Genomic DNA, 23925 nt, shown 5'->3' on the forward strand with positions numbered 1-23925 from the left:
TTTGTGGACCCGCGAAGCCCGTCATGAGTCAATCCAGCGACCTGATCCAGTCAGCCCAGCGCACCATTCGCCTCGAACAGGAAGCCATCGACGCCCTGCTCAAGCGTATCGACGGCGATTTCGTGCGCGCCTGCGAACTGCTCCTGGCCTGCAGCGGACGCGTGGTGGTGGTCGGCATGGGCAAATCCGGCCACATCGGCAACAAGATCGCCGCGACCCTGGCCAGCACCGGCACGCCGGCGTTCTTCGTCCACCCAGCCGAAGCCAGCCATGGCGACATGGGCATGATCACCCGCGACGACATCGTCCTGGCCCTGTCCAACTCCGGCACTACCGCGGAAATCGTCACCCTTCTGCCGCTGATCAAGCGCCTCGGCATCCCCATGATCAGCATGACCGGCAACCCCGACTCGGCGCTGGCCAAGGCCGCCGAGGTCAACCTGAACGCCAATGTCGCCCAGGAAGCCTGCCCGCTGAACCTGGCACCAACCTCCTCGACCACGGTCTCCCTGGTACTCGGCGACGCCCTGGCCATCGCCTTGCTCGAAGCCCGTGGCTTCACCGCCGAAGACTTCGCCTTCTCCCATCCAGGCGGCGCCCTGGGTCGGCGCCTGCTGCTGAAAGTGGAGAACGTCATGCACAGCGGCGAGCAACTACCCAGCGTGCGCCTCGGCACCTCGTTGCGCGATGCGTTGCTGGAGATGACGCGCAAGGGGCTGGGTATGACTGCCGTGATCGGCGCCGACGGCAAACTCGCCGGAATCTTCACCGACGGCGACCTGCGCCGCACACTCGACCGGGAACTCGACGTGCGTACCGCGCTCATAGACGACGCCATGACCCGCCACGGCAAGACAGCACGCGCAGACATGCTCGCCGCCGAGGCATTGAAGATCATGGAGCAACACAAAATCAGCGGACTGATCGTGGTCGATTCGCAGGACCGCCCCGTCGGCGCCTTCAACCTGGGCGACCTGCTGCGCGCCGGAGTGATGTGATGAACGAAGAACTGCTGCACCGCGCCCAAGCCGTGAAACTGGCGATTTTCGACGTCGATGGCGTACTGACCGACGGGCGCCTGTATTTTCTGGTCGACGGCAGCGAATTCAAGACCTTCAATACCCTGGACGGCCAAGGCATCAAGATGCTGATGAACAGCGGCGTACGCACTGCGATCATCAGCGGCCGCAAGACCCCGGTGGTCGAGCGGCGTGCGCAGAACCTCGGCATCCAGCACCTCTACCAGGGCCGCGAGGACAAACTGGTCGTACTCGACGAACTGCTCGGCGAACTCGGCCTCGGCTATGCACAAGTCGCCTACCTGGGCGACGACCTGCCCGACCTGCCGGTGATCCGCCGTGTCGGCCTGGGCATGGCCGTGGCCAACGCCAACGACTTCGTGCGCCGGCATGCTCACGGAGTGACCCACGCGCGCGGCGGCGAAGGCGCTGCACGCGAGTTCTGCGAACTGATCATGCACGCCCAGGGCAGCCTCGAAGCCGCCCAGGCTGCCTACCTATAAGGTTCTCCATGTCTGCAAGACTGCGTCTGCCCATCATCGTCCTTCTCGCGGCCCTGCTTGCCGCCGTGGGCTACTGGAACATCCGCCCGGAAAGCTTCATGGATCACCAGGCGGCGACGGATGCCGAAAGCCCGGTGGACTTCTACGCGACCAAGGTCAACACCCGGCAGTTCCAGGAGGATGGCCAGGTCCACTACGACATGACCGCCGAGCGCCTCGACCACATGAAAGCCAGCGACATCACCGAGCTCAGCAAGCCTGACCTGCAGCTGTATCGCGGTACCGCCTACCCATGGCATGTGCAGAGCGAACGCGCCGAAGTGGCGCCCAAGGGCAAGCAGGTCGAACTGATCGACGCCGTGCGCATCGCCCGCACCGATGCCAAAGACCGGCCAGTGGTGATCACCAGCAGCCGGATGACCGTATTTCCCGACGAGCAATATGCGCAAACCGCACAAGCCGTTAGAATCGAGGCCGCCAATGGGGTGACCACGGCACAAGGAATGAAAGCGTACTTGAATGACGGCAGGGTTTTCCTGCAGTCCAACGTAAGAGGCCAGCATGAGGTTCGTTAACACCCTCCCCCTATTGTTCGTCAGCCTGAGCGCAGCGCTGGGAAGCCTGAGCGCCTGGGCCCTGCCCAGCGATCGCGAGCAACCGATCCGCGTGCAGGCCGACAGCGCCGAACTGGATGACAAGCAAGGCGTCGCCGTCTATCGCGGTGGCGTCGTGATCACCCAGGGCACCATGAAGATCACCGGCGACACCGTGACCATCACTCAGAACAAGAGTGGTGACGTGGAAGTCTTCACCTCGGTGGGCAAGCCTGCCTACTACGAGCAGAAGCCCGCGGTGGACAAGGAAATCGTCAAGGCCTACGGCATGACCATCCAGTACTTCGCAACCAACGACCGCATCGTACTGATCGACCAGGCCAAGGTCATCCAGGAAGGCAACACCTTCGAAGGCGAGAAGATCGTCTATGACACCCAGCGCCAGATCGTCAACGCCGGCCGTGCCAACGGCTCGTCGGTGAGCACGCCACGCCCGCGTATCGACATGGTCATCCAACCGCGCAAGAAAACCGAACAGCAGCAGAAACAAGGGCAGTAATGGCGACCCTCAAAGCACAGCACCTGGCCAAGAGCTACAAGGGACGGCAAGTCGTTCGCGACGTCAGCCTGTCCATCGACAGCGGCCAGATAGTCGGCCTGCTCGGCCCCAATGGTGCGGGCAAGACCACCTGCTTCTACATGATCGTCGGCCTGGTCCAGGCCGACCAGGGCCGCGTGCTGATCGACAGCAACGACATCAGCCAGCAACCGATGCATGGCCGTGCTCGTGCGGGCATCGGCTACCTGCCACAGGAAGCCTCGATCTTCCGCAAGCTCAGCGTGGCCGACAACATCATGGCCATCCTGGAAACCCGCAAGGACCTGGACCGCGCCGGACGTAACGATGCCCTGGAAAGCCTACTGCAGGAATTCCACATCACTCACATCCGCGACAACCTCGGCATGAGCCTCTCCGGAGGCGAACGCCGCCGCGTGGAAATCGCCCGCGCCCTGGCCACCGAACCCAAGTTCATCCTGCTCGACGAACCCTTCGCCGGCGTCGATCCGATTTCGGTCGGCGATATCAAGCAGATCATTCATCACCTGAAAGCCAAGGGTATCGGCGTGCTGATCACCGATCACAACGTCCGCGAGACCCTGGACATCTGTGAAACCGCGTACATCGTCAACGACGGCCAGCTCATCGCGGAAGGCGACGCACAAAGCATTCTGGCCAACCAACTGGTCAAGGAAGTCTATCTGGGGCACGAGTTCCGCCTCTGACCCGGAACGCCCTCGCTACAAGGATGTTTGTCAAGCCTAGGCAAAGCCAGCGTTATCAGGCATATAATTTGCTTAATGACGGCGCCTCGGCGTCTTGTAGTGAGTGGCGCGATAGCGCCTGCAGATAAGGTGCAAGACTTCCTGCCATGAAACCCTCGCTAGTCCTCAAGATGGGCCAGCAGCTGACGATGACACCGCAGCTGCAACAAGCCATCCGCCTCCTCCAGCTTTCCACGCTGGACCTGCAACAGGAAATCCAGGAAGCCCTGGAGTCCAACCCCATGCTGGAACGTCAGGAGGAAGGGGAAGATTTCGACAACTCCGACCCGATGGCCGACAACGCCGAGCAGACCACCCAGCAGGCGCAGGAAACCAGCAATTTCCAGGAAACCACCGTCGCCACCAACGACAATGAAAGCACGGACGAAGGCGAGTGGCACGAGACCATTCCCAACGAGCTGCCTGTCGATACCGCCTGGGAAGACGTCTACCAGACCAGCGCCAGCAACCTGCCAAGCAACGATGACGACGAGTGGGACTTCACCACCCGCACTTCGGCGGGCGAGAGCCTGCAGACCCACCTGCTCTGGCAGCTCAACCTGGTCCCCATGTCAGATACCGACCGCCTGATCGGCGTCACCCTGATCGACTGCATCAATAACCAGGGCTATCTGGAAGAGAGCCTCGAAGAGATCGTCGCCTCCTTCGACCCCGAACTCGACATCGAACTCGACGAAGTCGAAGCCGTGTTGCGCCGCATCCAGCATTTCGAACCGGCCGGCGTCGGCGCACGCGACCTGGGCGAATGCCTGCTCCTGCAACTGCGCCAGCTCCCCGCCGACACGCCATGGCTGGCCGAGGCCCAGCGCCTGGCCAAGGACCATCTCGACCTGCTCGGCAGCCGCGACTACAGCCAGCTCATGCGCCGCATGAAACTCAAGGAAGACGAGCTGCGCCAGGTCATCGAACTGATCCAGAGCCTCAATCCGCGCCCCGGCTCGCAGATCGAAGCGAGCGAACCGGAGTACGTCGTGCCGGACGTGATCGTGCGCAAGCACAATGACCGCTGGCTGGTCGAATTGAACCAGGAAGCCGTACCGCGCCTACGCGTCAACGCCCAGTACGCCGGCTTCGTCAAACGCGCCGACTCCAGCGCCGACAACACCTTCATGCGCAACCAATTGCAGGAAGCGCGCTGGTTCATCAAGAGCCTGCAGAGCCGCAACGAGACCCTGATGAAGGTCGCGACACAGATCGTCGAGCACCAGCGCGGTTTCCTCGACTACGGCGACGAGGCGATGAAACCCCTGGTCCTGCATGACATCGCCGAGGCGGTGGGCATGCACGAGTCGACCATTTCGCGGGTCACCACGCAGAAATTCATGCACACCCCGCGTGGCATCTACGAACTGAAGTACTTCTTCTCCAGCCACGTCAGCACCGCCGAAGGGGGCGAATGCTCGTCCACCGCGATCCGCGCGATCATCAAAAAACTCGTCGGCGCGGAAAACGCGAAAAAGCCGTTGAGCGACAGCAAGATCGCTGGTTTACTGGAGGCACAGGGCATTCAGGTAGCACGTCGGACAGTCGCCAAATACCGGGAGTCCCTCGGCATAGCGCCCTCAAGCGAGCGCAAGCGATTGATGTGACGAGCCACACTGAGGGAAAGCGCGGCAGCCGATGCAGCCGCAAGGCTTCCCAGCCAGAGTGTTACGGCGGCAGGCCCGATAGCCTGTCTCTTATGCACGGCAACAAGGAGAAGCGGTATGCAAGTCAACATCAGTGGACATCAGCTGGATGTGACCGACGCCATGCGTGACTATGTCGGGGAGAAACTCAGCAGGCTGGAGCGCCATTTCGACAAGATCACCAGCGTCCAGGTGATCATGGAAGTCGAAAAGCTCAAGCAAAAAATCGAAGCGACACTGCACATCGCAGGGGGTGAAGTGGTCGCCAATGCTGAACATGAAGACATGTACGCCGCCATCGACCTGCTCACCGACAAACTCGACCGCCAACTGATCAAGCACAAGGAAAAACAGCTCGGTCGCCTGCAAGGCGCGGCTGCTCGCTGATACACCTAATCCCCAACATGATTCGACTTGAAAACATACTGACCGCCGGCCGCTCCCTCGTGAGCGTGCCGGGCGGCAGCAAGAAGCGCGTCCTCGAACAGATCGCCAATCTGGTTGCGCGCGATTTCGCCGATCTGGATGCCCAGGACATCTTCGAAAGCCTCATTGCCCGCGAGAAGCTCGGCTCGACCGGCTTCGGCAACGGCATCGCCATTCCCCACTGTCGCCTTCCTGGCTGCGCCGCGCCCATCAGCGCGGTCCTGCACCTGGACGCGGCCGTGGATTTCGACGCGATCGACGGCGCGCCCGTCGATCTGTTGTTCGTACTGCTGGTTCCAGAAGCCGCGACTGACGAGCACCTTGAACTACTGCGCCAGATCGCCAGCATGCTCGACCGCGCCGAAGTGCGCGAACGCCTGCGGCAGGCACAGAACAGCGATAACCTGTACCAGGTAATCGTCGACGTGCAAAACGGCCACTGAGGTATCGCCATGCGCCTGATCATCGTCAGCGGTCGCTCCGGCTCGGGCAAGAGCACCGCTCTCGATGTTCTTGAGGACAACGGTTTCTATTGCATCGATAACCTGCCAGCGGCCTTGCTTCCGGAATTGGCCGAGCGCTCGCTGATCCAGACCGAATTGCTGCAACCCCAGGTCGCCGTTTCCATCGATGCACGCAACCTGCCCAGCCAGTTGCAGCGCTTTCCCGAATTGCTCGATGAAGTCAGGGCCCGTCATATCCTGTGCGATGTGCTGTTTCTCGATGCCGAGGAAGACACGCTGCTCAAGCGCTTTTCCGAAACTCGGCGGCGCCATCCACTGACCAACGAAAACCGCGCCCTGTCTGAAGCCATTCGCGACGAAGCCCTGCTGCTCGGCCCGATAGCGGACCTGGCGGATCTACGCATCGATACCACGCACCTGAACCTCTATCAGTTGCGCGATACCCTGAAGCTGCGCCTGCTCAACAAACCCGAGCCGGGCACCGCCTTTCTCGTCGAGTCGTTCGGCTTCAAGCGGGGGATGCCGGTCGATGCCGACGTGGTATTCGACGTTCGCTGCCTGCCCAATCCGTATTGGAAACCCGACCTGCGCGATATGTCAGGCCTGGAGCAGCCAGTCGCGGAATACCTGGCAGCCCAGCCCGACGTCGAAGACATGTACCAGGATATCCACGCTTACCTGCATAAATGGCTGCCACGTTTCGCAGCCAGCAATCGCGCCTATGTCACCGTTGCCATTGGCTGCACCGGCGGCCATCACCGCTCGGTCTACCTGGCCAATCGTCTGGGGGAGGCGCTTAAACCCATCCTGAAGAATGTTCAGGTCCGTCATCGCGACCTCAACTAAGGACATCCCGCCGCAATGCCAGCCCGTGAAATCACCATCATCAACAAACTCGGCCTGCATGCCAGGGCGGCAGCCAAGTTCGTCGGCGTAGCCGGGCGCTTTCCTTGCCTGGTTCGTGTGGGTCGCACCCCCGAGAGCCAGGTCGATGGCAAGAGCATCATGGCCGTGATGATGCTGGCAGCAGGCAAAGGCACCAACCTGCACCTCAACACGGAAGGCGAGCAGGCAGACGAGGCGCTAGATGCGCTGATCGAGCTGATCAATAACAAGTTCGATGAAGGCGAGTGAGCCTTCGCCAACACACCTCGCCCAAGGGCCGCCCCTCTCTACAACAAGCGACAAAAAGAAAACCCATGCTCAGCATCGCTGCCAGGCATGGGTTTACGCAGGTCAGGCTACCGGGAATACTCGATAGCTAATGCATCAAGCAGCCAGTGCTTCCTTGTAGCGACGAGCCACTTCGTTCCAGTCGACGACGTTGTAGAAAGCGCCGATGTACTCAGGACGACGGTTCTGATAACGCAGGTAGTAGGCGTGCTCCCAGACGTCCAGGCCAAGGATCGGCGTATTCTTGTGCATCAACGGGCTGTCCTGATTGGCGCTGCTCTCGACCACCAGCTTCTTCTCCGGCGTGACGCTGAGCCAGGCCCAGCCGCTGCCGAAACGCGAGATCGCAGCCTTGGTGAAGGCCTCCTTGAATTTTTCCAGCCCCCCAAGCTGAGCATCGATGGCCGCAGCCAGCTCGCCGGTTGGCGCACCGCCACCGCTTGGCGACATGACGGTCCAGAACAGGGAATGGTTGGCGTGGCCGCCACCGTTGTTGGTTACCGGGCCACGAAGATTCTCGGGAAGCTCGGAAATGCGGCGCAGCAGGTCCTCTACCGACCAGTCAGCGTAAGCAGAGCCTTCGAGGGCGGCATTGACGTTGTTGATATACGTCTGGTGATGCTTGCTGTGATGGATCTCCATGGTCTGCGCATCGATATGCGGCTCCAGGGCATCGTAGGCGTACGGCAACGCAGGCAGGCTAAACGGCATATTCATGCTCCTTTAATGGTAACGACTGATAGTGGCCGGCTGGCCACGACTGTGGGATGAACGTAGGGTTGACTGGCCAAGCAGGCGATCAGTTCGAGGATAAGCGCCATGCTCACCGATAAAACGCAAGAGTTCAGTATAGGTGTGACGGCTGTGCTGCAATGCCGCATCGCGCAACGCAGACGAAAGGCGCGCATCGGCAACGGCCTGCAACAGGCGCTCATGGCTGGTACAGAGGTTTTCCGCCGCCTCCTCGGGATGCCCTAGGGCCAGATGCAGGTCGGCGAGGTTGTGATGGGAAATCACGAACGCCGCCACGATGGCATCCGGATCGCGCCAGCGCTCGAACAGCAGTTGCGCCTCGGCCAAGGCTTGCAGGTAATACTCGCGTGCTGCCACCCAATCCCCCTCGTGGAAACAGCGATTACCGGCCTCGATTGTGAGTTTCCAGTGCTCCATATCGTGCTCCGCGTGAACAAGGATGGATGACAGCGGCAGATGACTGGTAGCCAGCCATCGCCTGCGTTTTCCGACTTGCGATCAGAGACCGCCCTCGGTCAGTTTCTCCGGATTCAACAACTGCTCGAGTTGCTCGCGGCTCAAGTCCGTGTTCTCCAGAGCGACGTCGATGATCGGCCGTCCTTCCTTGTATGCCTGCTTGGCGATCTCGGCAGCTTTCAGATAGCCGATCAGCGGGTTCAGCGCGGTCACCAGGATCGGGTTGCGATCCAGGGCCTCCTTGAGTTTCGGCTGGTTGACCCTGAAGGTGGCGATAGCACGATCAGCCAGCAGCGTGCTGACGTTGCTCAGCAACTCGATGCTGTGCAGCAGGTTCTGGGCGATCACCGGCAACATCACGTTCAGCTCGAAGTTGCCCGACTGACCACCGATGACAATGGCCGCATCGTTACCGATCACCTGCGCAGCGACCATGGCAGTGGCCTCTGGAATCACCGGGTTGACCTTGCCTGGCATGATCGACGAACCGGGCTGCAGAGCCTCGAGCTCGATCTCGGCCAGGCCAGCGAGCGGACCGGAGTTCATCCAGCGCAGGTCATTGGCGATTTTCATCAGCGAAACCGCGGTGGTCTTGAGCTGGCCGGAGACGGCAACCGCGGTGTCCTGGGAACCGATCAGGGCAAAGAAGTTGGCACCCGGGGTGAACGGCAGGCCAGTCAGGGTCTTCAGCTCGGCACAAAAGCGCTCGGAGAACTTCGGATGGGCGTTGATGCCGGTACCGACTGCGGTACCGCCCTGAGCCAGGGCCTGCAGGCTCGGCAACAAAAGGCGCAGGTGTTCGATATTGGTCTGGATCTGCTGGGCCCAACCGTCGAGGACCTGGCTCATGCGCACCGGCATGGCATCCATCAAGTGGGTGCGACCGGTCTTGACGTAGGGATGCACTTCCAGGGATTTGTCGCACAGCACTTTCAGCAGATGACCCAGGGCAGGTAGCAGGCGCTCGCTGATCTCGATGGCGGCACTGATGTGGATGGTGCTTGGAATGATGTCGTTGCTGCTCTGGCCGCAGTTGACGTGGTCATTCGGGTTCACCTTGTCGCCATGCAGGCGGCTGGCCAGGGTGGCGATGACCTCGTTGGCGTTCATGTTCGAGCTGGTGCCGGAACCGGTCTGGAAGATATCCACCGGGAAGTGTTCCATGAAGTCGCCATCCAGCAGTTGCTGGCAAGCGCCGACGATGGCGTCGCCCTGCTCTGCGGTAATCTGCTCGAGATCGACGTTGGCCCGCGCAGCGGCGGCCTTGGCCAGGATCAGCGCGCGAATGAATGCTGCCGGCATACGCTGGCCGGATACCGGGAAGTTGTTCACCGCACGCTGGGTCTGCGCGCCGTACAGCGCCTCGGCGGGTACCGCCAGTTCGCCCATGCTGTCACGTTCGATGCGGGTATTACTCATAAGGATTTCCTTCTGCCAATTCAGAGGGGGAAAGGGACGGCAGCAGGCGCATGGTCGCCAGGCGATTGCGCAGCTCATTGAGCCGACGCTGCTGCTTGGGTGTGGAAGACAGGTGTTGCAGGGCCTGCAGGGGCAGGTAGGCGTTGTCCAGGCAGAGGCTGCGCCAGTGCCAGGGCAACGCGGGGTCACAGGCGCTATCCAGCAGCAGGGTCAGGGTGCTGGCCGCCATCTGCCAGGGCGAAATCTGTCCATATTCGATCAGTGCGCGGCCATGGGCCCAATGCACTTCAAGCAGACGGGGCTCATCCGGCAGCAATGCGCAGCGGATGCGGAAGCCTTGCCAATGCCAGCAGTCGAGGCACGGCATGATGCGGGAATGGAAGGCCATCTCGAGGTCTCACGCCAAAACACTGATATTAATTCTTATTTGATAAGAATAATCAATATGAGATTGGTTAAAACGCGTCGCGGCAGACAATCGCTCGATGGGTAGGAGCAGGAAGAAAGAGCGTGAGGGACAAGGCGAACAGGCAGCAAAAGAGCTGCATACATGCACGTGGGGGATGCATCGCGCGCCATGCACGCGATGCGCTATCGAAGACTACAACTGCCGGTGATCGTACGGCTCGCGATCAACTCCCGGCCACGGTCATTTTTTCGATCAATACCGAGCCGGTGCGCACGTTGCCGCGCAACTCCAGGTCACTGCCGACGGCGACGATCTGGCGGAACATGTCGCGCAGGTTGCCGGCGATGGTCACTTCCTGAACCGGGAATTGAATCTCGCCGTTCTCCACCCAGAAGCCTGCGGCGCCTCGCGAATAATCGCCGGTGACCATGTTCAGTCCGTGGCCCATCAGTTCGGTGACCAACAAGCCGCGGCCCATACGGCGGATCAGGGCCTGCTGGTCTTCCTCGCCATGGCTGACGAACAGGTTGTGCACACCGCCCGAGTTGGCCGTGCTGGGCATGCCCAGCTTGCGCCCGGAGTAGGTGCCGAGGATGTAGGAGACCAGTTCACCATCACTGACGAACGGCTTGGCGTAGGTGGCAAGGCCATCGCCATCGAACGCGGCGCTGCCCATGGCACGGGGGATATGCGGCCGCTCGTCGATGCTGAGCCAGGTCGGGAACAATGTCTGGCCAAGCGCACCTTCGAGGAACGAGGATTTGCGGTACAGGCTGCCGCCGGAAATTGCTCCGAGAAAGCTACCGAACAGCCCGGTGGCCAGCTCGGCGGCGAACAATACCGGCACCTCGCATGTCGGCACCGGCCGTGCTCCGACACGAGAGACGGTGCGCAACGCCGCGCGTCGGCCAATCTCACGTGGATCGGCCAGCAGTTCGCCCTGGCGACTGGCGTCATACCAGTAATCACGCTGCATCTGCCCTTCGCCACCGGCGATCATCACGCAGCTCAGGCTGTGGCGCGTGCTGGCGTAACCGCCAATGAAACCGTGGCTGTTACCGTAGACGCGGCAGCCCTGGTGAGAGCTCAGGGTCGTGCCATCGGCATTGCTGATGCGCGAATCAGTGGAGAACGCCGCATCTTCGCAGTCCAGCGCCAACTCGATGGCCCGCTCGGGGGAAATGTCCCACGGGTGGTAGAGGTCCAGCTCAGGCAGATCGCGGGCCATCAGCGCCTTGTCGGCCAAGCCGGCGCACTCGTCCTCGGACGCATGCCTGGCAATGGCCAGGGCCGCGGCGACGGTTTCCCGGATGGCCTTGTCACCGGTCGCCGAGGTGCTGGCCGAGCCCTTGCGCTGGCCGGCATACAGGGTGATACCGAAGCCCTGGTCGCGATTGAACTCGACCGTCTCCACCTCGCGCTGGCGCACCGACGTCGACAAGCCCTGGTCGATCGATACCGCGACTTCACAGGCGCTAGCGCCCTGGCGGCGTGCTTCGTCGAGGATCTGTTCGACCTGCGCCTGCAACTGCGCAAGGGCGCCCGGCCCGACTGTTCCAACGTCACTCATAACGACTCCTCAAAGGCAGCTTCAGGCGGCAAGCCTGAAGCTGCAAGAAAACCAAGACCTCGCAGCCAGCACGCTTGTAGCTCACCGCTGCTGCTATCATGGCGACGTTTCCCTCTGGACCGCCCCCATGGCTGATGCTTACGACGACGACTTCTCCGGCGAGAAGAGCAAGACCCAGATCAAGCGCGAGCTGCATGCCCTGCAGGATCTCGGTGCAAGACTGACCACCCTCAAGCCCGATCTGCTGGCCAAGCTGCCGCTCACCGATGCCCTGCGCAAGGCCCTGGAAGAAGCGCCCAAGCACACGGCCAACGCGGCCAAGAAGCGCCATGTCCAGTTCATCGGCAAGCTGATGCGTGAACAGGACATCGAAGGCATCCTCGCGCTGGTCGATCAAGCCGACAGCTCCACCCGCCAATACAACGAGCGTTTCCACAACCTCGAACGCTGGCGTGATCGCCTCGTCAGCGGTGACGACACCACCCTGGAAAGCTTCGTCGTCGACTACCCGGAAACCGACCGCCAGCACCTGCGCAGCCTGATCCGTCATGCCCAGCACGAAGCGGCGCGGAACAAACCGCCAGCCGCTGCACGCAAGGTCTTCAAGTACATCCGCGATCTCGATGAGACCCAACGCGGACTGAAGTGAACCTCAGGCGCCAGTCCCCCCAACCGTGATCGCATCGATCTTCAAGGTCGGCTGGCCGACGCCGACCGGCACCGACTGGCCGTCCTTGCCGCAAGTTCCCACGCCGCTGTCCAGCGCCAGGTCGTTGCCGACCATCGACACCTTGCTCATCGCCTCCGGCCCGTTGCCGATCAGGGTCGCGCCCTTGACCGGCGCGGTGATCCGGCCGTCCTCGATCAGGTAGGCCTCGCTGGTGGAAAACACGAACTTGCCGCTGGTGATATCGACCTGACCGCCGCCCAGGTTGGCGCAGTAGATGCCCTTCTTCACCGAGCGGATGATTTCTTCCGGATCGCTTTCCCCGGCCAGCATGTAGGTGTTGGTCATGCGCGGCATCGGCAGGTGCGCGTAGGATTCGCGGCGACCGTTGCCAGTGCGTGGCACGCCCATTAGGCGAGCATTGAGCTTGTCCTGCATGTAGCCCTTGAGCACGCCGTTTTCGATCAGCGTGGTGCAATGGGTCGGCGTGCCTTCGTCGTCGATGCTCAGTGAGCCACGGCGATTGGCCAGGGTGCCGTCATCGACGATGGTGCACAGGCTCGACGCCACTTGCTCACCGACACGACCGCTGTAGGCCGAACTGCCCTTGCGGTTGAAATCGCCCTCCAGACCATGGCCGACCGCTTCATGCAACAACACCCCCGACCAGCCTGCGCCCATCACCACGGGCAGGGTTCCAGCCGGTGCCGGCTTGGCTTCCAGGTTGACCAGCGCCTGGCGCAGCGCCTCGCGGGCATAGCCCATGGCACGGTCTTCCTGAAGGAAATAGCGGTAGTCGGTACGCCCCCCTCCGCCTTGCCCGCCACGCTCGCGGCGGCCATTCTGCTCGACGATGACGCTGACGTTGACGCGTACCAGCGGGCGGATATCGGCCCCCAGGCTGCCATCGCTGGCGGCCACCAGAATCCGCTCCCACACGCCCACGAGGCTCACGGTGACCTGCTTGATCCGCGGATCGAGGGCACGGGTCGCCACATCGATGCGCTTGAGCAACTCGACCTTCTCGGCGCGCTCCAGCACATCCAGCGGGTTGTCCGCCGTGTACAGCGCGGTCACCTGCGGCGCGACCAGCACCTGGACCTTGCCATTCTGCCCGGACCGGGAGATCGACCGCGCGGCACGCGCCGCTTCGCCAAGCGCCTGGGCGGTGATCGCATTACTGTAGGCGAAGCCGGTCTTCTCGCCGGACTGGGCACGCACACCAACGCCCTGATCGAGGTTGAAGCTGCCTTCCTTGACGATGCCATCCTCGAGCACCCAGCTTTCGGAAATCTGGCTCTGGAAGTACAGATCAGCCGCATCGATACCCGGCCCGGCCAGGTCACCGAGAATGCTCGGCAACTGCTCGATGCTCAGATCGCCTGGCGCCAGCAGATGCTCGCTGACCGCTAACAACATGTCGCTCATAACTTCTCCGTAGGCGCCGGCCCTGGTGTGGCCGGCGCGAAAAAACGTCGGTGACGCGTCACCGGCATGCGCTGGCGGATCGCCGCCTGCTCGGTCGCATCATGCTGGGCGAGCAACACCGCCTCGCCCTTCGCCTGCTCGGCGAGAATCGTGCCCCAGGGGTCGACGATCATCGCCTGACCGTGGGTTTCCCGGCCTCCCGGATGGCTACCGCCCTGGGCCGCAGCCAACAGGTAACACTGGCTCTCGATGGCCCTGGCCCGCACCAACACCTGCCAATGCGCTTGCCCCGTCACCGCCGTGAACGCCGAAGGCACGCTGATCAGTTCCGCCCCGGCTGCCCGCAGGTTGCTGTACAGCTCCGGGAAACGCAGGTCGTAGCAGACCGTCAGGCCAAGCCGCCCCACCGGCGTGTCCGCGACGACCACATGCTCTCCGAAAGCGTAGTCGTCCGACTCGCGATAGCGACCACGGCTGTCGCTCACATCGACATCGAACAGATGCAGTTTGTCATAGCGGGCGGCCCGCTCGCCGTCCTCATCGATCAACAACGAACAGGCGCAAGGCTTGCCATCCGGTTGAGTGTCGGGAGGCAGCGGCAGCGTTCCGGCGACTATCCATAACCTGAGGTCGCGGGCCGCGCGTTTCAACCAGGGCAGGATCGGCCCCTCTCCCCGCGCCTCACGCTGGCCGACCGCCGGCAAGTCCTTGCGCCCCATGGCGGCGAAGTTCTCCGGCAGCACGGCGAGACGGGCGCCGCCCTCGGCGGCCTGTTCGAGCAGGCGACGGGCGGTATCGAGATTGGCCTGGATGTCGTCCTGGCTGACCATCTGGATGACGGCGAGGGTCATGTCGCCTCCCGCCTGAAGGTTATCGGCATCCTGTTCACCCGTGCACCTCGATGGCGTCAATTCGGTTTCTGGAAGGGTTTGTCGAAACTGATCTCAGGCTCCTGCCAGGGCCCCTTCACGTCGTACTGGACGCTGGCGAAGCGGGCAACCTTGTCGCCGAGCAGCTTGTCGACCACGAACAGCGCGCCGCCGATGGCCGGCGCACCGACGATCAGGGCGGCCAACGGCAGGTTGTTGGTCACCGGCAGGGTCACCAGCAGCTTGGCATCGACCTGATCGCGCGCCATGTCCAGGGTGCCGTTGAGTTCGAAACTGCTGGACGGCCCCTCGATGCGAATCGGCTCCTTGGTCACGAATACGCCATTGGTCGCGATCAGCAGCCCCTTGGTACGGTCATAGCTGAAACCCTTGCCGAGCAGGTCGGAAAAGTCCAGGCGCAGGCGACGGCCAATCGAGTTGAAGTTGAGCAGGCCGAACACGCGCAATGCCGACGAGGCCCCTTGCACTTCGACGAACTGGCCATTGCGCATGCTGGCATCGAGCTTGCCGCTGAAGCGTTTGAAGCTCAGCCAGGCCGGCGAACCGGGCCAGCGGCCGTCGGCATCCAGGTGAAAGCGCTCGCTGGTGGCGGTCGGCGCGAAGCCCCAGGCACGCAGCACATCGGCCAGGTTCTTGCCATTCAGGCGACCGATATACCAGCTGCTGCTGGCACCGGCTGCGCCTTCCCAGCCCGCCTTGCCGGTAATGTGCAGGCCCTTGAGATTCAGGTCGAGATCCTGGAACTGCACACCCGCTGCGTTCGGTCGAGTCTTCAAGGCCCAGGCACCGAGTACCTGGTCGCCACGGGAAACCTGGGCGATGGCGATATCCAGGGCCGGAATCTGTTTCGGATCGGTCGCCTCCAACGGGTCCTGCTTGTCCGCTTCCTCTGCCGCACTGACCGATTCCGGCGCGGGCAGGTTGAGCCGCTCCAGTTTGACCTGCAGTGGCGCCCCCTCTGTGCCGGGTATACCGATGCTGCCTTTGAGCAGGTCGCTGTCCAGCGCCAATGACCAACCGTCGCCACTCGGCGCAAGCTGTACGCCAAGGTCAGCGATATCGTTGCCGAAGCCCTTGAACAGGCCGATCCGCAGATTGCCGCCCTTGAAGAAACGCACGGCCTCCTGGTTGCCCTTGGTCGGGACATAACGCTCGGCCACGGCCTTCCATGCAGTCCAGTCGAGTTCATCGACCTGACCACTGAGGCGCACGCCGCTGCCGCTCGGCAAACTCGCGCTGCCCTCGCCCAGGCGCAGCTCGCCACGTCCCTGCATCGGCTGGCCAGCGGGGGCGGCGAAGACGAGGCTGGCCACGCCAGCGTAATCCAGCCAGTAACGGCGCTCATTACCCTGCAAGGTCATGCGCCAGACCGCAGAGCCCTTGTCAGCCGCAGCCTTGCCGAACGGCGCTGGCAGTTCCACGGCCAGCCCGGCCAGATCGGAGCTGATGCGCAGTTGGCTATCCGCGCCATCCAGGCTCAGTCCCAGGCTGTAGGGCAGTTCGCCACTCACAGGCAGAGGCTTGCTCACCCCAAGCCAGTTCGTCAGGCTCTGCACCGCGATGCGCCCATTGGCCTCGATACGGCTGCGTGCCTTGCCGTTGCGGCCCTCGGCGACGATCTTGCCGCGTACCGGGCGCTCGAATACCTGTGCCCGCACATCTGGCGCGCTGAGCCCCCGGGCCAGGTCGAAGCGGAATGCGCCACTGACCTGGCTCAGTTCCAGTTGCGGCGTGCTCATGCGCAGCTTGGCGTTCTGCGTCGCGAAGTCGACCTCCACGCCAGGCTGGCCTTCGCCCTTGCGCAGCGGGATGTCCAGCTTGAGATGGGCATCCACTGCACCCTCGCCCGACCAGCCGGCAAAGATTGCAGCCGTGCCGATAGGAGCCTCCTGAAGGATCTTCAGGGCATCCGGCAAACTGCTGTCGATCTGGCCGTCGACCAGCAGATGGGCGACCTGCCCCTGTGCCACATGGGGAATATCGACATTCACGTCACGCACGCTGCTGTCGAGGATACGCCCCTCGGGTGCGCGCACGCGCACGCCGGTGGGTTCGATCAGCACTTCGCCACGAACGGCCTTGAGCGACGGCCAGCCGGGCTGGAATGCCAGTTCGGCATCGTGGGTACGGAAATACAGGCTGATGCTGCGTGCCACCGGTTCGGCGGTCTTGGACAGCGACCCCTGGTACTGGAAATAGCCGGCATCGACCTGGCCGCCCTTAATCGCCGTGACCAGCCACTCGCTCAACGCCGGACTCATGGCCGGCGACAGCGTTGGCAGGTATTTGCCGGTGTAACGGGCGTCGCCATTGCTGAGGCCGACGCGCAAGTCCATGTACGGCTCGCGCTGCGGGTCCTTGTACATGCGGATGAGGAAATCGCCGGCGATCCGGCCTTCCTCGCCATCCAGTTGCGCATAGGGCATGCGCAGGCTCCAGCCTTCACTGTCGACATGCCAGAACAGTTGGCCGTTGGCACGCCGGTAACGCCACATGTCCGGGAACAGATGGTTCAGGTGCAAGCCGAAATCCTGGCTGTCGGTACGCCCCTCGCCGTCCTCCAGGTCGCCGCTGACGCTGCCACTGGCATTGGCCACGCCGGGTACGCCACGCCACGGCTCGACGCTCACGCGGGTGAGGTTGGCCGAGTATTGCAAGCGCTTGGCATCGCTCAGTTGCGGCCGGTAATCCAGGCTGATATTGCTCAGCAAGCCGCTCGGGTTCAGGCCGTCCAGGGCATCGGCAGCCTTGTCAGGCAGTGGTGCCAGCGATCTGATCACCGAACCGATGGGGCCGATATCGACACGATCGACGGCGAGATGCCAGAACTCGTCATCGCCCTTGCGGTATTGCAGCGCGGCGCGGGTGTCGCCCCAGCGGTTCTCGTTCAGGCTCAAGGCCAGGGAATCGATCAACACATCGAAACCGTCGCCCTGGCGAGTGAAGAACGCGGTCAGCGCCAGGTCTTCGACCGTCACCGGCTTACGCGACTTGTAGCGCCCGCTGAGTTCCGGGGCGTGCAAGCGAGCCACGGCACGCTCGACCTGTCCCTGGCGCAGATTCAGCCAGAACTCGCCACCCGCATGCAGGTGCTGCAGGCTCCAGTCCTGTGTCAGGCCGGGAGGCAGCAACTTGGCCCAGTCGCTTTGCGGCAGGCTGGCGTAGAGCTCGCCACTGCTGCGCTTCCAGTCCTGCTCGTCGATGCGTGCGACCAGGTGCAATGCGACAGGCTGGCCGTCAGGCAACAGCATGCGCGCATCGAGCCGCTGCTCGCCGATGACGCTGCGCAATGTCAGGTTGGCATAGGTGAAGCTCAGTGGCGCCTGGCCCCGGGCCTCCACCGTCAACTGGCTATCGATCAGCGACAGGCGAGCGATGCCTTGCAAGGCACGCAGCATCTTTTGCGGGTCGCTGGGCGTGTTCGGATCGCGAGCGGGAATGCCCTCGACCTGCCACTTGCCTTCGTCATTCTGGCGCAGGCCAAGCTTGAGTCCCTGCACCTCCAGATCGGCCAGGCGCACCTGACGCTCAATGAGGCTGGCGAGCAGTTCCGGCACCACGCGCACCTGGTCCAGGCGCACGCTGTCGTCCCCGGAGCCGATGATCACGTCGTGCGCCGCGATCAACGGCGCCATTCCCTGCCAACGGCCCTCCAGGCGGCCGATACTGACCGGCACGCCGAGCGCGACCTGAGCCTTGTCCTGGATCTCATCGCGGTACTCGGCGACCAACGGCACCAATTGCCGCCCGAGACTGACATACAGCGCGGCAAGGACCAGCAGCAAGGCACAGACTCCGAGCAGCTTGCGCAGCACGCCACTCATCTCAGCGCCTCAGAGCAGCACGACATCGTACTGCTCCTGGGAGTACATGCTTTCCACCTGAAACTTGATGGTTCGGCCGATGAACGCCTCCAGTTCGCCGACGTTGCCCGACTCTTCGTCGAGCAGACGGTCCACCACCTTCTGCTCAGCCAGCACCAGGTAACCCTCGGCCTGGTAGGCGCGCGCCTCGCGCAGGATCTCGCGGAATATTTCGTAGCAAATGGTTTCCGGGGTCTTCAGCTTGCCGCGCCCCTGGCAGTGTTCGCAGGGCTCGCAGAGCACCTGTTCGAGGCTTTCGCGGGTGCGCTTGCGGGTCATCTGCACCAGGCCGAGTTCGGTGATGCCGATGATGTTGGTCTTGGCATGGTCGCGTTCGAGCTGCTTCTCCAGGGTCCGCAGCACCTGGCGCTGATGCTCCTCGTCTTCCATGTCGATGAAGTCGATGATGATGATCCCGCCGATGTTGCGCAGGCGCAGTTGCCGGGCGATGGCGATGGCCGCTTCGAGGTTGGTCTTGAAGATGGTCTCTTCGAGGGTGCGATGGCCGACGAAGGCGCCGGTGTTGACGTCGATGGTGGTCATCGCTTCGGCCGGGTCGACCACCAGGTAGCCGCCGGACTTGAGCGGCACCTTGCGCTCCAGGGCGCGCTGGATTTCATCTTCGACCCCGTACAGGTCGAAGATCGGCCGCTCGCCCGGATAGTGCTCCAGGCGGTCGGCCACCTCGGGCATCAGCTCGTCGACGAACTGGGTGATCTTCTGGAAGGTCTCGCGCGAATCGACGCGAATCTTCTCGATCTTCGGGTTGACCAGGTCACGCAGGGTGCGCAGGGCCAGGGACAGGTCCTCGTAGATCACCGTCGGTGTCGGCGCGCTCTGCATCTGCCCGGCGATCTGCCCCCAGAGACGGCGCAGGTAACGGATATCGGCAAGGATCTCATCGGCACCCGCGCCCTCGGCGGCGGTGCGCAAAATGAAACCGCCAGCCTCCTCGATGCCTTCGGCGGCCACGCAATCGGCGACCACCTGTTTCAGCCGTTCGCGCTCGGCCTCGTCCTCGATCTTCAGGGAAATGCCGACGTGGCTGGTACGCGGCATGTACACCAGATACCGCGAAGGGATCGACAAGTGCGTGGTCAGACGCGCGCCCTTGGTGCCGATCGGGTCCTTGGTCACCTGCACCACCAGGCTCTGGCCGTCATGCACCAGGGCACTGATGCTTTCCACCGAGCTGCCTTCGCGGGTGGAAATTTCCGCCGCATGGATGAACGCCGCACGGTCCAGGCCGATATCGACGAATGCCGCCTGCATGCCCGGCAGCACGCGCACCACCTTGCCCTTATAGATGTTGCCGACGATGCCGCGACGCTGGGTGCGCTCGACGTGCACCTCCTGCAGGACGCCGTTTTCCACCACCGCCACACGGGACTCCATCGGCGTGATGTTGATCAGGATCTCTTCGCTCATGGGGCTTACTCTGCACGATCGAGCTGGTGGTTGACAGACAACGGCTGCCAGCAGGGAATTCCAAATGCTTCAAGCATCTGCGCGGTTTCGCAAAGCGGCAAGCCGACCACGGCCGAATAACTGCCACTGACCTGGCTGACGAACACCGCCGCCAGGCCCTGGATGCCATAGCTGCCGGCCTTGTCGCGAGGCTCGCCGGTCCGCCAGTAGGCCTCGGCCTCGCCGTCACGCAAGGGGCGCAAGGCAACACGACTGGCGACCAGGCGCACGTCATGCCGGTTCGCCGTCGCCAACGCCACGGCGGTCAGCACGTCATGTTCGCGGCCGGACAGCGCCGCCAGCATTGCCAGGGCATCGGCGCGATCAGCGGGTTTGCCGAGAATGCGGCCATCGAGCACCACCGAGGTATCGGCGCCGAGCACCACGGCCTGCGCATCGTCCAGCGTGCGCTGCACGGCCTGGGCCTTTTCCAGGGCCAGCCGCACGACGTAATCGGCCGCCGGCTCGTCGAGATGCGGCGTTTCGTCGACATCGGCAATGACGACCCTGAAGGGCACGCCGATCTGTTCGAGCAACTCGCGGCGGCGGGGCGACCCCGAGGCCAGGTACAAGGTGGCCATGCAGACATCTCCCTGTCGATGAGGGCCGGGAATCAGTGCACGCCCAGGCGCACCTGCAATCCCCGGAAGATGGCGAATACCCAGGGCCAGAGCAAAGCGCTGACCAGGGCCGGAAAGACGAATTCGAGGGTCGGCTGGCGATTGCCGGTCAAGGCGCTGAGCCAGAGCTGAACGAGTTGGGCGAGACCGAACACCACCAGCAACACCAGGCTCTGCTGCCACATGGGGAACATGCGCAGGCGCCGGTGCAACGACAGCACCATGAAGATGGTCAGGGTCAGGACCAGGGCGTTCTGCCCGAGCAGGGTGCCATTGAGCACATCGGACAGCAGGCCGAGCAGCCAGGCGGTGGTCATGCCAATGCGATGGGGCACGGCCAGGGTCCAGAAAGTCAGCACCAGAGCCACCCACAACGGGCGACCAACTGCCATGAACTCGGGCATCGGCGCAACGCTGAGCAGCAATGCCAGGGCCAGGCTGAACCAGATGATCCAACCGTTACGGGGCGCGGAAGTCGCCATCAGTCAGCCTCCGGGGTGGCAGTGGGCGCTGGCGGCGCGGCAGGCTGGGGCACGCCCTCGCCCGTGGCGCTCGCGGGCTTGGGCGTGCGCCCAGCCTCATCGGCGGCCTCCTGGGCCTGGGCGGCGGCAGCGGCACGTTCTTCGGCGCTGCGCCGGTCGCTTTCCACCAGCAGCATATGGCGGCTGCGATTGAGCGCGGCGGTCGGCACGGCGCGGACAATCGCGAAAGGCTGGCCGGAATCGTGGATCACCTCGCTGACCGTCGCCACCGGGTAGCCGGCCGGGAAACGCTGGCCCATGCCGGAACTGACCAGCAGATCGCCAACCTTGACGTCGGCGGTGTCGGCCACATGACGCAGTTCCAGGCGCTCCGGGTTGCCGGTGCCGGAGGCGATGGCGCGCAGGCCATTGCGATTGATCTGTACCGGAATGCTGTGGCTGACGTCGGTGATCAGCAGCACTCGCGCCGCGTATGGCATGACCTCGACCACCTGGCCCATCAGGCCGCGGGCATCGAGCACCGGCTCACCGACGAACACGCCGTCCTTCTCGCCTTTGTCGATGAGAATGCGATGGGTGAAGGGGTTGGGATCGACGCCGATCAACTCGGTGGCGATCACTTTTTCCTCGACCAGCGCAGACGAGTTGAGCAATTCGCGCAGACGCACGTTCTGCTCGGTCAGCGCGGCCAGCTTCTGCACCCGACGCTGCAGCAACAACATCTCGGCCTTGAGTTTCTCGTTCTCGGCGGCCAGCTCGCTGCGGCTGTTCAGCTCCTGGGTAGCACTGTCCCACAAACCGACCGGCATGTGCGCCAGCCAGTAGACCGGCTTGACCATGAGGCCCAGTTGCGTGCGGAACGGCTTGAGCACCTCGAAACGTGCGTCAGTCACCATGAGCGCAGCCGACAGCACGACCAGTACCAGCAGTCGTACCCCCAGCGATGGCCCTTTGGCGAATAACAGTTTGATGGTGGCTCTCCTGGGAAGTCTGTTTGCGTTTCAGCTTGAATGGCCGCGCTGAGTCAATTGCAGACCCTCGTAGGGTGGACAACGCCAAGCTTGTCCACCGCTCTGCGCCGCTAATGGTGGACAAAAAGAGCGTTGTCCACCCTACGTCCGCAATTGCCTCAAAGCTGCCTGATCGAATGCGAGCAACGGTTTATCCGAGGCTGGCCCATGCGCCGCTCAGAAACCAAAAGCCGGAAGTTCTGGCTTCCGGCTTCTGCTTACCGTACGGGAATCACTCGGTGGACAGCAGGTCCATGGTGTGACGGTCGATCATCTCCAGGGCACGGCCACCACCACGCGCCACGCAGGTCAGCGGGTCTTCGGCGACGATCACCGGCAGGCCGGTTTCCTGGGCCAGCAGCTTGTCCAGGTCACGCAGCAGCGCGCCGCCACCGGTCAGCACCAGGCCGCGCTCGGCGATGTCGGAAGCCAGTTCCGGCGGCGACTGCTCCAGCGCGCTCTTCACCGCCTGGACGATGGTCGCCAGGGATTCCTGCAGGGCTTCGAGCACTTCGTTGGAATTCAGGGTGAAGCTGCGCGGTACGCCTTCGGCCAGGTTACGGCCACGCACGTCGACCTCACGCAGCTCGCCACCCGCATAGGCGGTGCCGATTTCCTGCTTGATCCGCTCGGCGGTGGATTCACCGATCAGCGAGCCGTAGTTGCGGCGCACGTAGGTGACGATGGCTTCGTCGAAACGGTCGCCACCAACCCGTACGGACTCGGCATAGACCACGCCATTGAGGGAGATCAGCGCGATCTCGGTGGTACCGCCGCCGATATCGACGACCATCGAGCCACGGGCCTCTTCGACCGGCAGGCCGGCACCGATGGCGGCGGCCATCGGCTCTTCGATCAGGAACACCTCACGCGCACCGGCGCCAAGGGCCGACTCACGGATGGCACGACGCTCGACCTGGGTCGATTTGCACGGCACGCAGATCAGTACGCGCGGCGACGGTTGCAGGAAGCTGTTCTCGTGCACCTTGTTGATGAAGTACTGCAGCATCTTTTCGCAGACGCTGAAGTCGGCGATCACACCGTCTTTCATCGGACGAATGGCGGCGATGTTGCCCGGCGTACGACCCAGCATGCGCTTGGCGTCGGTGCCCACGGCAACCACGCTTTTCTGGTTGCCGCTGCTGCGGATGGCGACCACGGATGGCTCGTTCAGGACGATGCCGCGCTCGCGCACATAAATGAGGGTGTTGGCCGTTCCCAGGTCGATAGACAGATCACTGGAAAACATGCCACGCAATTTCTTGAACATTAAAGGACCCTGGAACGAAGCGTGGTGAAAAACGCTGGGGAAAAAGTGCGGCAAACTCTATCAATGAAGGGCCTTTTGGGCAAGGCGCGTACGCTGTGCTAAATTGCCGGCTTTTCCAGGCTTACGGCCCGAAATTGCGGCGTTCGACCGCCGACGGCGGTTTCCGTTCCCCACCGGCCAGAGCCTGGTCTGTCGTTTGTTCCCTGGAGAATCCCCGATGGCGCTTGAACGCTCCGACGTGGAAAAGATCGCCCATCTCGCCCGCCTGGGCCTGAATGAGGCCGATGTTCCGCGTACCACCGAGACCCTCAACAACATTCTCGGCCTGATCGACGCCATGCAGGCGGTCGATACCGATGGCATCGCCCCGCTCGCCCATCCACTGGAAGCCACCCAGCGCCTGCGCGCCGACGTGGTCGCCGAGAGCAACCAGCGCGACGCCTACCAGGCCGTCGCCCCCGCGGTGCAGGACGGCCTGTACCTCGTGCCGAAAGTCATCGAATAAAAGGA

Annotated in this window: 25 protein-coding genes; 12 read left to right on the forward strand and 13 right to left on the reverse strand. The window is 63.1% G+C overall.

Annotated elements, in window-relative coordinates; genetic code table 11:
- The first annotated feature begins 23 nt into the window (after nt 1-23).
- From ACSZPK_RS12390 to ACSZPK_RS12435, 10 genes are all read left to right on the forward strand, one after another.
- A complete protein-coding gene (locus ACSZPK_RS12390; protein ID WP_437881766.1) occupies nt 24-998 on the forward strand; it encodes a KpsF/GutQ family sugar-phosphate isomerase in 975 nt (324 codons plus the stop codon).
- Complete coding sequence (locus tag ACSZPK_RS12395) at nt 998-1522, forward strand: KdsC family phosphatase (protein WP_437881767.1); 525 nt, start codon at nt 998-1000, stop codon at nt 1520-1522. The genes ACSZPK_RS12390 and ACSZPK_RS12395 overlap by 1 nt, the downstream gene beginning before the upstream one ends.
- A gap of 8 nt (nt 1523-1530) precedes the next feature.
- On the forward strand, nt 1531-2097 hold the full coding sequence (gene lptC, locus ACSZPK_RS12400) for an LPS export ABC transporter periplasmic protein LptC (protein ID WP_437881768.1): 567 nt from the start codon (nt 1531-1533) through the stop codon (nt 2095-2097).
- The gene (gene lptA, locus ACSZPK_RS12405) at nt 2084-2635 is read left to right on the forward strand and encodes a lipopolysaccharide transport periplasmic protein LptA (protein WP_437881769.1); all 552 of its coding nucleotides are present in this window, start codon (nt 2084-2086) and stop codon (nt 2633-2635) included. Before lptC ends, lptA begins: the two co-directional genes overlap by 14 nt.
- A complete protein-coding gene (gene lptB, locus ACSZPK_RS12410) occupies nt 2635-3360 on the forward strand; it encodes an LPS export ABC transporter ATP-binding protein (protein ID WP_437881770.1) in 726 nt (241 codons plus the stop codon). The genes lptA and lptB overlap by 1 nt, the downstream gene beginning before the upstream one ends.
- Before the next feature lie 146 nt (nt 3361-3506).
- On the forward strand, nt 3507-5009 hold the full coding sequence (locus ACSZPK_RS12415) for an RNA polymerase factor sigma-54 (RefSeq protein WP_437881771.1): 1503 nt from the start codon (nt 3507-3509) through the stop codon (nt 5007-5009).
- Nucleotides 5010-5126: 117 nt separating this feature from the next.
- A complete protein-coding gene (hpf, locus tag ACSZPK_RS12420) occupies nt 5127-5435 on the forward strand; it encodes a ribosome hibernation-promoting factor, HPF/YfiA family (protein ID WP_437881772.1) in 309 nt (102 codons plus the stop codon).
- A 17-nt stretch (nt 5436-5452) separates the two neighbouring features.
- Complete coding sequence (gene ptsN, locus ACSZPK_RS12425) at nt 5453-5917, forward strand: PTS IIA-like nitrogen regulatory protein PtsN (RefSeq protein ID WP_437881773.1); 465 nt, start codon at nt 5453-5455, stop codon at nt 5915-5917.
- A 9-nt stretch (nt 5918-5926) separates the two neighbouring features.
- Entirely contained in the window at nt 5927-6784 is an 858-nt protein-coding gene (rapZ, locus tag ACSZPK_RS12430) for an RNase adapter RapZ (RefSeq protein ID WP_437881774.1), read from the forward strand.
- Nucleotides 6785-6799: 15 nt separating this feature from the next.
- Nucleotides 6800-7072, forward strand: coding sequence for an HPr family phosphocarrier protein (locus tag ACSZPK_RS12435; RefSeq protein WP_437881775.1), 273 nt, complete (start codon nt 6800-6802; stop codon nt 7070-7072).
- A gap of 135 nt (nt 7073-7207) precedes the next feature.
- Here ACSZPK_RS12435 and ACSZPK_RS12440 read toward each other — a convergent pair whose 3' ends face one another.
- The 5 genes from ACSZPK_RS12440 to pmbA form a co-directional block, all read right to left on the reverse strand.
- Entirely contained in the window at nt 7208-7822 is a 615-nt protein-coding gene (locus ACSZPK_RS12440; RefSeq protein WP_437881776.1) for a superoxide dismutase, read from the reverse strand.
- A 12-nt stretch (nt 7823-7834) separates the two neighbouring features.
- Nucleotides 7835-8281: a hypothetical protein gene (locus ACSZPK_RS12445; RefSeq protein WP_437881777.1), complete on the reverse strand. Its 447-nt coding sequence runs from the start codon at nt 8279-8281 to the stop codon at nt 7835-7837.
- Nucleotides 8282-8362: 81 nt separating this feature from the next.
- Nucleotides 8363-9739, reverse strand: coding sequence for a class II fumarate hydratase FumC (fumC, locus tag ACSZPK_RS12450; protein ID WP_437881778.1), 1377 nt, complete (start codon nt 9737-9739; stop codon nt 8363-8365).
- Nucleotides 9732-10127, reverse strand: a complete 396-nt coding sequence (locus ACSZPK_RS12455; RefSeq protein ID WP_437881779.1) for a FagA protein — start codon at nt 10125-10127, stop codon at nt 9732-9734. Before ACSZPK_RS12455 ends, fumC begins: the two co-directional genes overlap by 8 nt.
- 244 nt (nt 10128-10371) lie before the next feature.
- A complete protein-coding gene (pmbA, locus tag ACSZPK_RS12460; RefSeq protein WP_437881780.1) occupies nt 10372-11718 on the reverse strand; it encodes a metalloprotease PmbA in 1347 nt (448 codons plus the stop codon).
- 127 nt (nt 11719-11845) lie between these two features.
- On the opposite strand from pmbA, the gene yjgA reads away from it, so the two are divergent.
- The gene (gene yjgA / locus ACSZPK_RS12465; protein ID WP_437881781.1) at nt 11846-12367 is read left to right on the forward strand and encodes a ribosome biogenesis factor YjgA; all 522 of its coding nucleotides are present in this window, start codon (nt 11846-11848) and stop codon (nt 12365-12367) included.
- Between the two features lie 3 nt (nt 12368-12370).
- Here yjgA and tldD read toward each other — a convergent pair whose 3' ends face one another.
- The 8 genes from tldD to mreB form a co-directional block, all read right to left on the reverse strand.
- Nucleotides 12371-13813 (reverse strand): metalloprotease TldD, encoded by a 1443-nt coding sequence (gene tldD / locus ACSZPK_RS12470; protein ID WP_437881782.1) that lies wholly within the window; start codon nt 13811-13813, stop codon nt 12371-12373.
- Nucleotides 13810-14664, reverse strand: a complete 855-nt coding sequence (locus tag ACSZPK_RS12475) for a carbon-nitrogen hydrolase family protein (protein WP_437881783.1) — start codon at nt 14662-14664, stop codon at nt 13810-13812. Before ACSZPK_RS12475 ends, tldD begins: the two co-directional genes overlap by 4 nt.
- A gap of 56 nt (nt 14665-14720) precedes the next feature.
- Complete coding sequence (locus ACSZPK_RS12480) at nt 14721-18527, reverse strand: YhdP family protein (protein ID WP_437881784.1); 3807 nt, start codon at nt 18525-18527, stop codon at nt 14721-14723.
- A gap of 9 nt (nt 18528-18536) precedes the next feature.
- Nucleotides 18537-19994: a ribonuclease G gene (rng, locus tag ACSZPK_RS12485; RefSeq protein WP_437881785.1), complete on the reverse strand. Its 1458-nt coding sequence runs from the start codon at nt 19992-19994 to the stop codon at nt 18537-18539.
- 5 nt (nt 19995-19999) lie between these two features.
- Nucleotides 20000-20614: a Maf family protein gene (locus ACSZPK_RS12490; RefSeq protein ID WP_437881786.1), complete on the reverse strand. Its 615-nt coding sequence runs from the start codon at nt 20612-20614 to the stop codon at nt 20000-20002.
- Between the two features lie 32 nt (nt 20615-20646).
- Nucleotides 20647-21135: a rod shape-determining protein MreD gene (gene mreD / locus ACSZPK_RS12495; protein ID WP_437881787.1), complete on the reverse strand. Its 489-nt coding sequence runs from the start codon at nt 21133-21135 to the stop codon at nt 20647-20649.
- Nucleotides 21135-22076: a rod shape-determining protein MreC gene (gene mreC, locus ACSZPK_RS12500; RefSeq protein WP_437882008.1), complete on the reverse strand. Its 942-nt coding sequence runs from the start codon at nt 22074-22076 to the stop codon at nt 21135-21137. The genes mreD and mreC overlap by 1 nt, the downstream gene beginning before the upstream one ends.
- A gap of 301 nt (nt 22077-22377) precedes the next feature.
- The gene (gene mreB, locus ACSZPK_RS12505; RefSeq protein WP_437881789.1) at nt 22378-23415 is read right to left on the reverse strand and encodes a rod shape-determining protein MreB; all 1038 of its coding nucleotides are present in this window, start codon (nt 23413-23415) and stop codon (nt 22378-22380) included.
- A gap of 217 nt (nt 23416-23632) precedes the next feature.
- Between mreB and gatC the strand changes: the two genes are divergently transcribed.
- The gene (gene gatC / locus ACSZPK_RS12510) at nt 23633-23920 is read left to right on the forward strand and encodes an Asp-tRNA(Asn)/Glu-tRNA(Gln) amidotransferase subunit GatC (RefSeq protein ID WP_437881791.1); all 288 of its coding nucleotides are present in this window, start codon (nt 23633-23635) and stop codon (nt 23918-23920) included.
- Nucleotides 23921-23925: the final 5 nt, after the last annotated feature.

This window comes from Pseudomonas sp. LRF_L74, from assembly GCF_965644255.1.
GTDB lineage: Bacteria > Pseudomonadota > Gammaproteobacteria > Pseudomonadales > Pseudomonadaceae > Aquipseudomonas.

Excerpts from the sequence above, each read along its gene's own strand:
- hpf (WP_437881772.1), top strand. The coding sequence starts at position 5,127 with ATGCAAGTCAACATCAGTGGACATCAGCTGGATGTGACCGACGCCATG.
- ACSZPK_RS12455 (WP_437881779.1), bottom strand. The coding sequence starts at position 10,127 with ATGGCCTTCCATTCCCGCATCATGCCGTGCCTCGACTGCTGGCATTGG.
- gatC (WP_437881791.1), top strand. The coding sequence starts at position 23,633 with ATGGCGCTTGAACGCTCCGACGTGGAAAAGATCGCCCATCTCGCCCGC.
- yjgA (WP_437881781.1), top strand. The coding sequence starts at position 11,846 with ATGGCTGATGCTTACGACGACGACTTCTCCGGCGAGAAGAGCAAGACC.
- fumC (WP_437881778.1), bottom strand. The coding sequence starts at position 9,739 with ATGAGTAATACCCGCATCGAACGTGACAGCATGGGCGAACTGGCGGTA.
- ACSZPK_RS12475 (WP_437881783.1), bottom strand. The coding sequence starts at position 14,664 with ATGACCCTCGCCGTCATCCAGATGGTCAGCCAGGACGACATCCAGGCC.
- tldD (WP_437881782.1), bottom strand. The coding sequence starts at position 13,813 with ATGAGCGACATGTTGTTAGCGGTCAGCGAGCATCTGCTGGCGCCAGGC.
- ACSZPK_RS12490 (WP_437881786.1), bottom strand. The coding sequence starts at position 20,614 with ATGGCCACCTTGTACCTGGCCTCGGGGTCGCCCCGCCGCCGCGAGTTG.
- pmbA (WP_437881780.1), bottom strand. The coding sequence starts at position 11,718 with ATGAGTGACGTTGGAACAGTCGGGCCGGGCGCCCTTGCGCAGTTGCAG.
- ACSZPK_RS12480 (WP_437881784.1), bottom strand. The coding sequence starts at position 18,527 with ATGAGTGGCGTGCTGCGCAAGCTGCTCGGAGTCTGTGCCTTGCTGCTG.
- ACSZPK_RS12445 (WP_437881777.1), bottom strand. The coding sequence starts at position 8,281 with ATGGAGCACTGGAAACTCACAATCGAGGCCGGTAATCGCTGTTTCCAC.
- lptB (WP_437881770.1), top strand. The coding sequence starts at position 2,635 with ATGGCGACCCTCAAAGCACAGCACCTGGCCAAGAGCTACAAGGGACGG.
- lptA (WP_437881769.1), top strand. The coding sequence starts at position 2,084 with ATGAGGTTCGTTAACACCCTCCCCCTATTGTTCGTCAGCCTGAGCGCA.
- ACSZPK_RS12415 (WP_437881771.1), top strand. The coding sequence starts at position 3,507 with ATGAAACCCTCGCTAGTCCTCAAGATGGGCCAGCAGCTGACGATGACA.
- ptsN (WP_437881773.1), top strand. The coding sequence starts at position 5,453 with ATGATTCGACTTGAAAACATACTGACCGCCGGCCGCTCCCTCGTGAGC.
- ACSZPK_RS12435 (WP_437881775.1), top strand. The coding sequence starts at position 6,800 with ATGCCAGCCCGTGAAATCACCATCATCAACAAACTCGGCCTGCATGCC.
- rapZ (WP_437881774.1), top strand. The coding sequence starts at position 5,927 with ATGCGCCTGATCATCGTCAGCGGTCGCTCCGGCTCGGGCAAGAGCACC.
- mreB (WP_437881789.1), bottom strand. The coding sequence starts at position 23,415 with ATGTTCAAGAAATTGCGTGGCATGTTTTCCAGTGATCTGTCTATCGAC.
- rng (WP_437881785.1), bottom strand. The coding sequence starts at position 19,994 with ATGAGCGAAGAGATCCTGATCAACATCACGCCGATGGAGTCCCGTGTG.
- ACSZPK_RS12395 (WP_437881767.1), top strand. The coding sequence starts at position 998 with ATGAACGAAGAACTGCTGCACCGCGCCCAAGCCGTGAAACTGGCGATT.
- mreD (WP_437881787.1), bottom strand. The coding sequence starts at position 21,135 with ATGGCGACTTCCGCGCCCCGTAACGGTTGGATCATCTGGTTCAGCCTG.
- ACSZPK_RS12440 (WP_437881776.1), bottom strand. The coding sequence starts at position 7,822 with ATGCCGTTTAGCCTGCCTGCGTTGCCGTACGCCTACGATGCCCTGGAG.
- lptC (WP_437881768.1), top strand. The coding sequence starts at position 1,531 with ATGTCTGCAAGACTGCGTCTGCCCATCATCGTCCTTCTCGCGGCCCTG.
- ACSZPK_RS12390 (WP_437881766.1), top strand. The coding sequence starts at position 24 with ATGAGTCAATCCAGCGACCTGATCCAGTCAGCCCAGCGCACCATTCGC.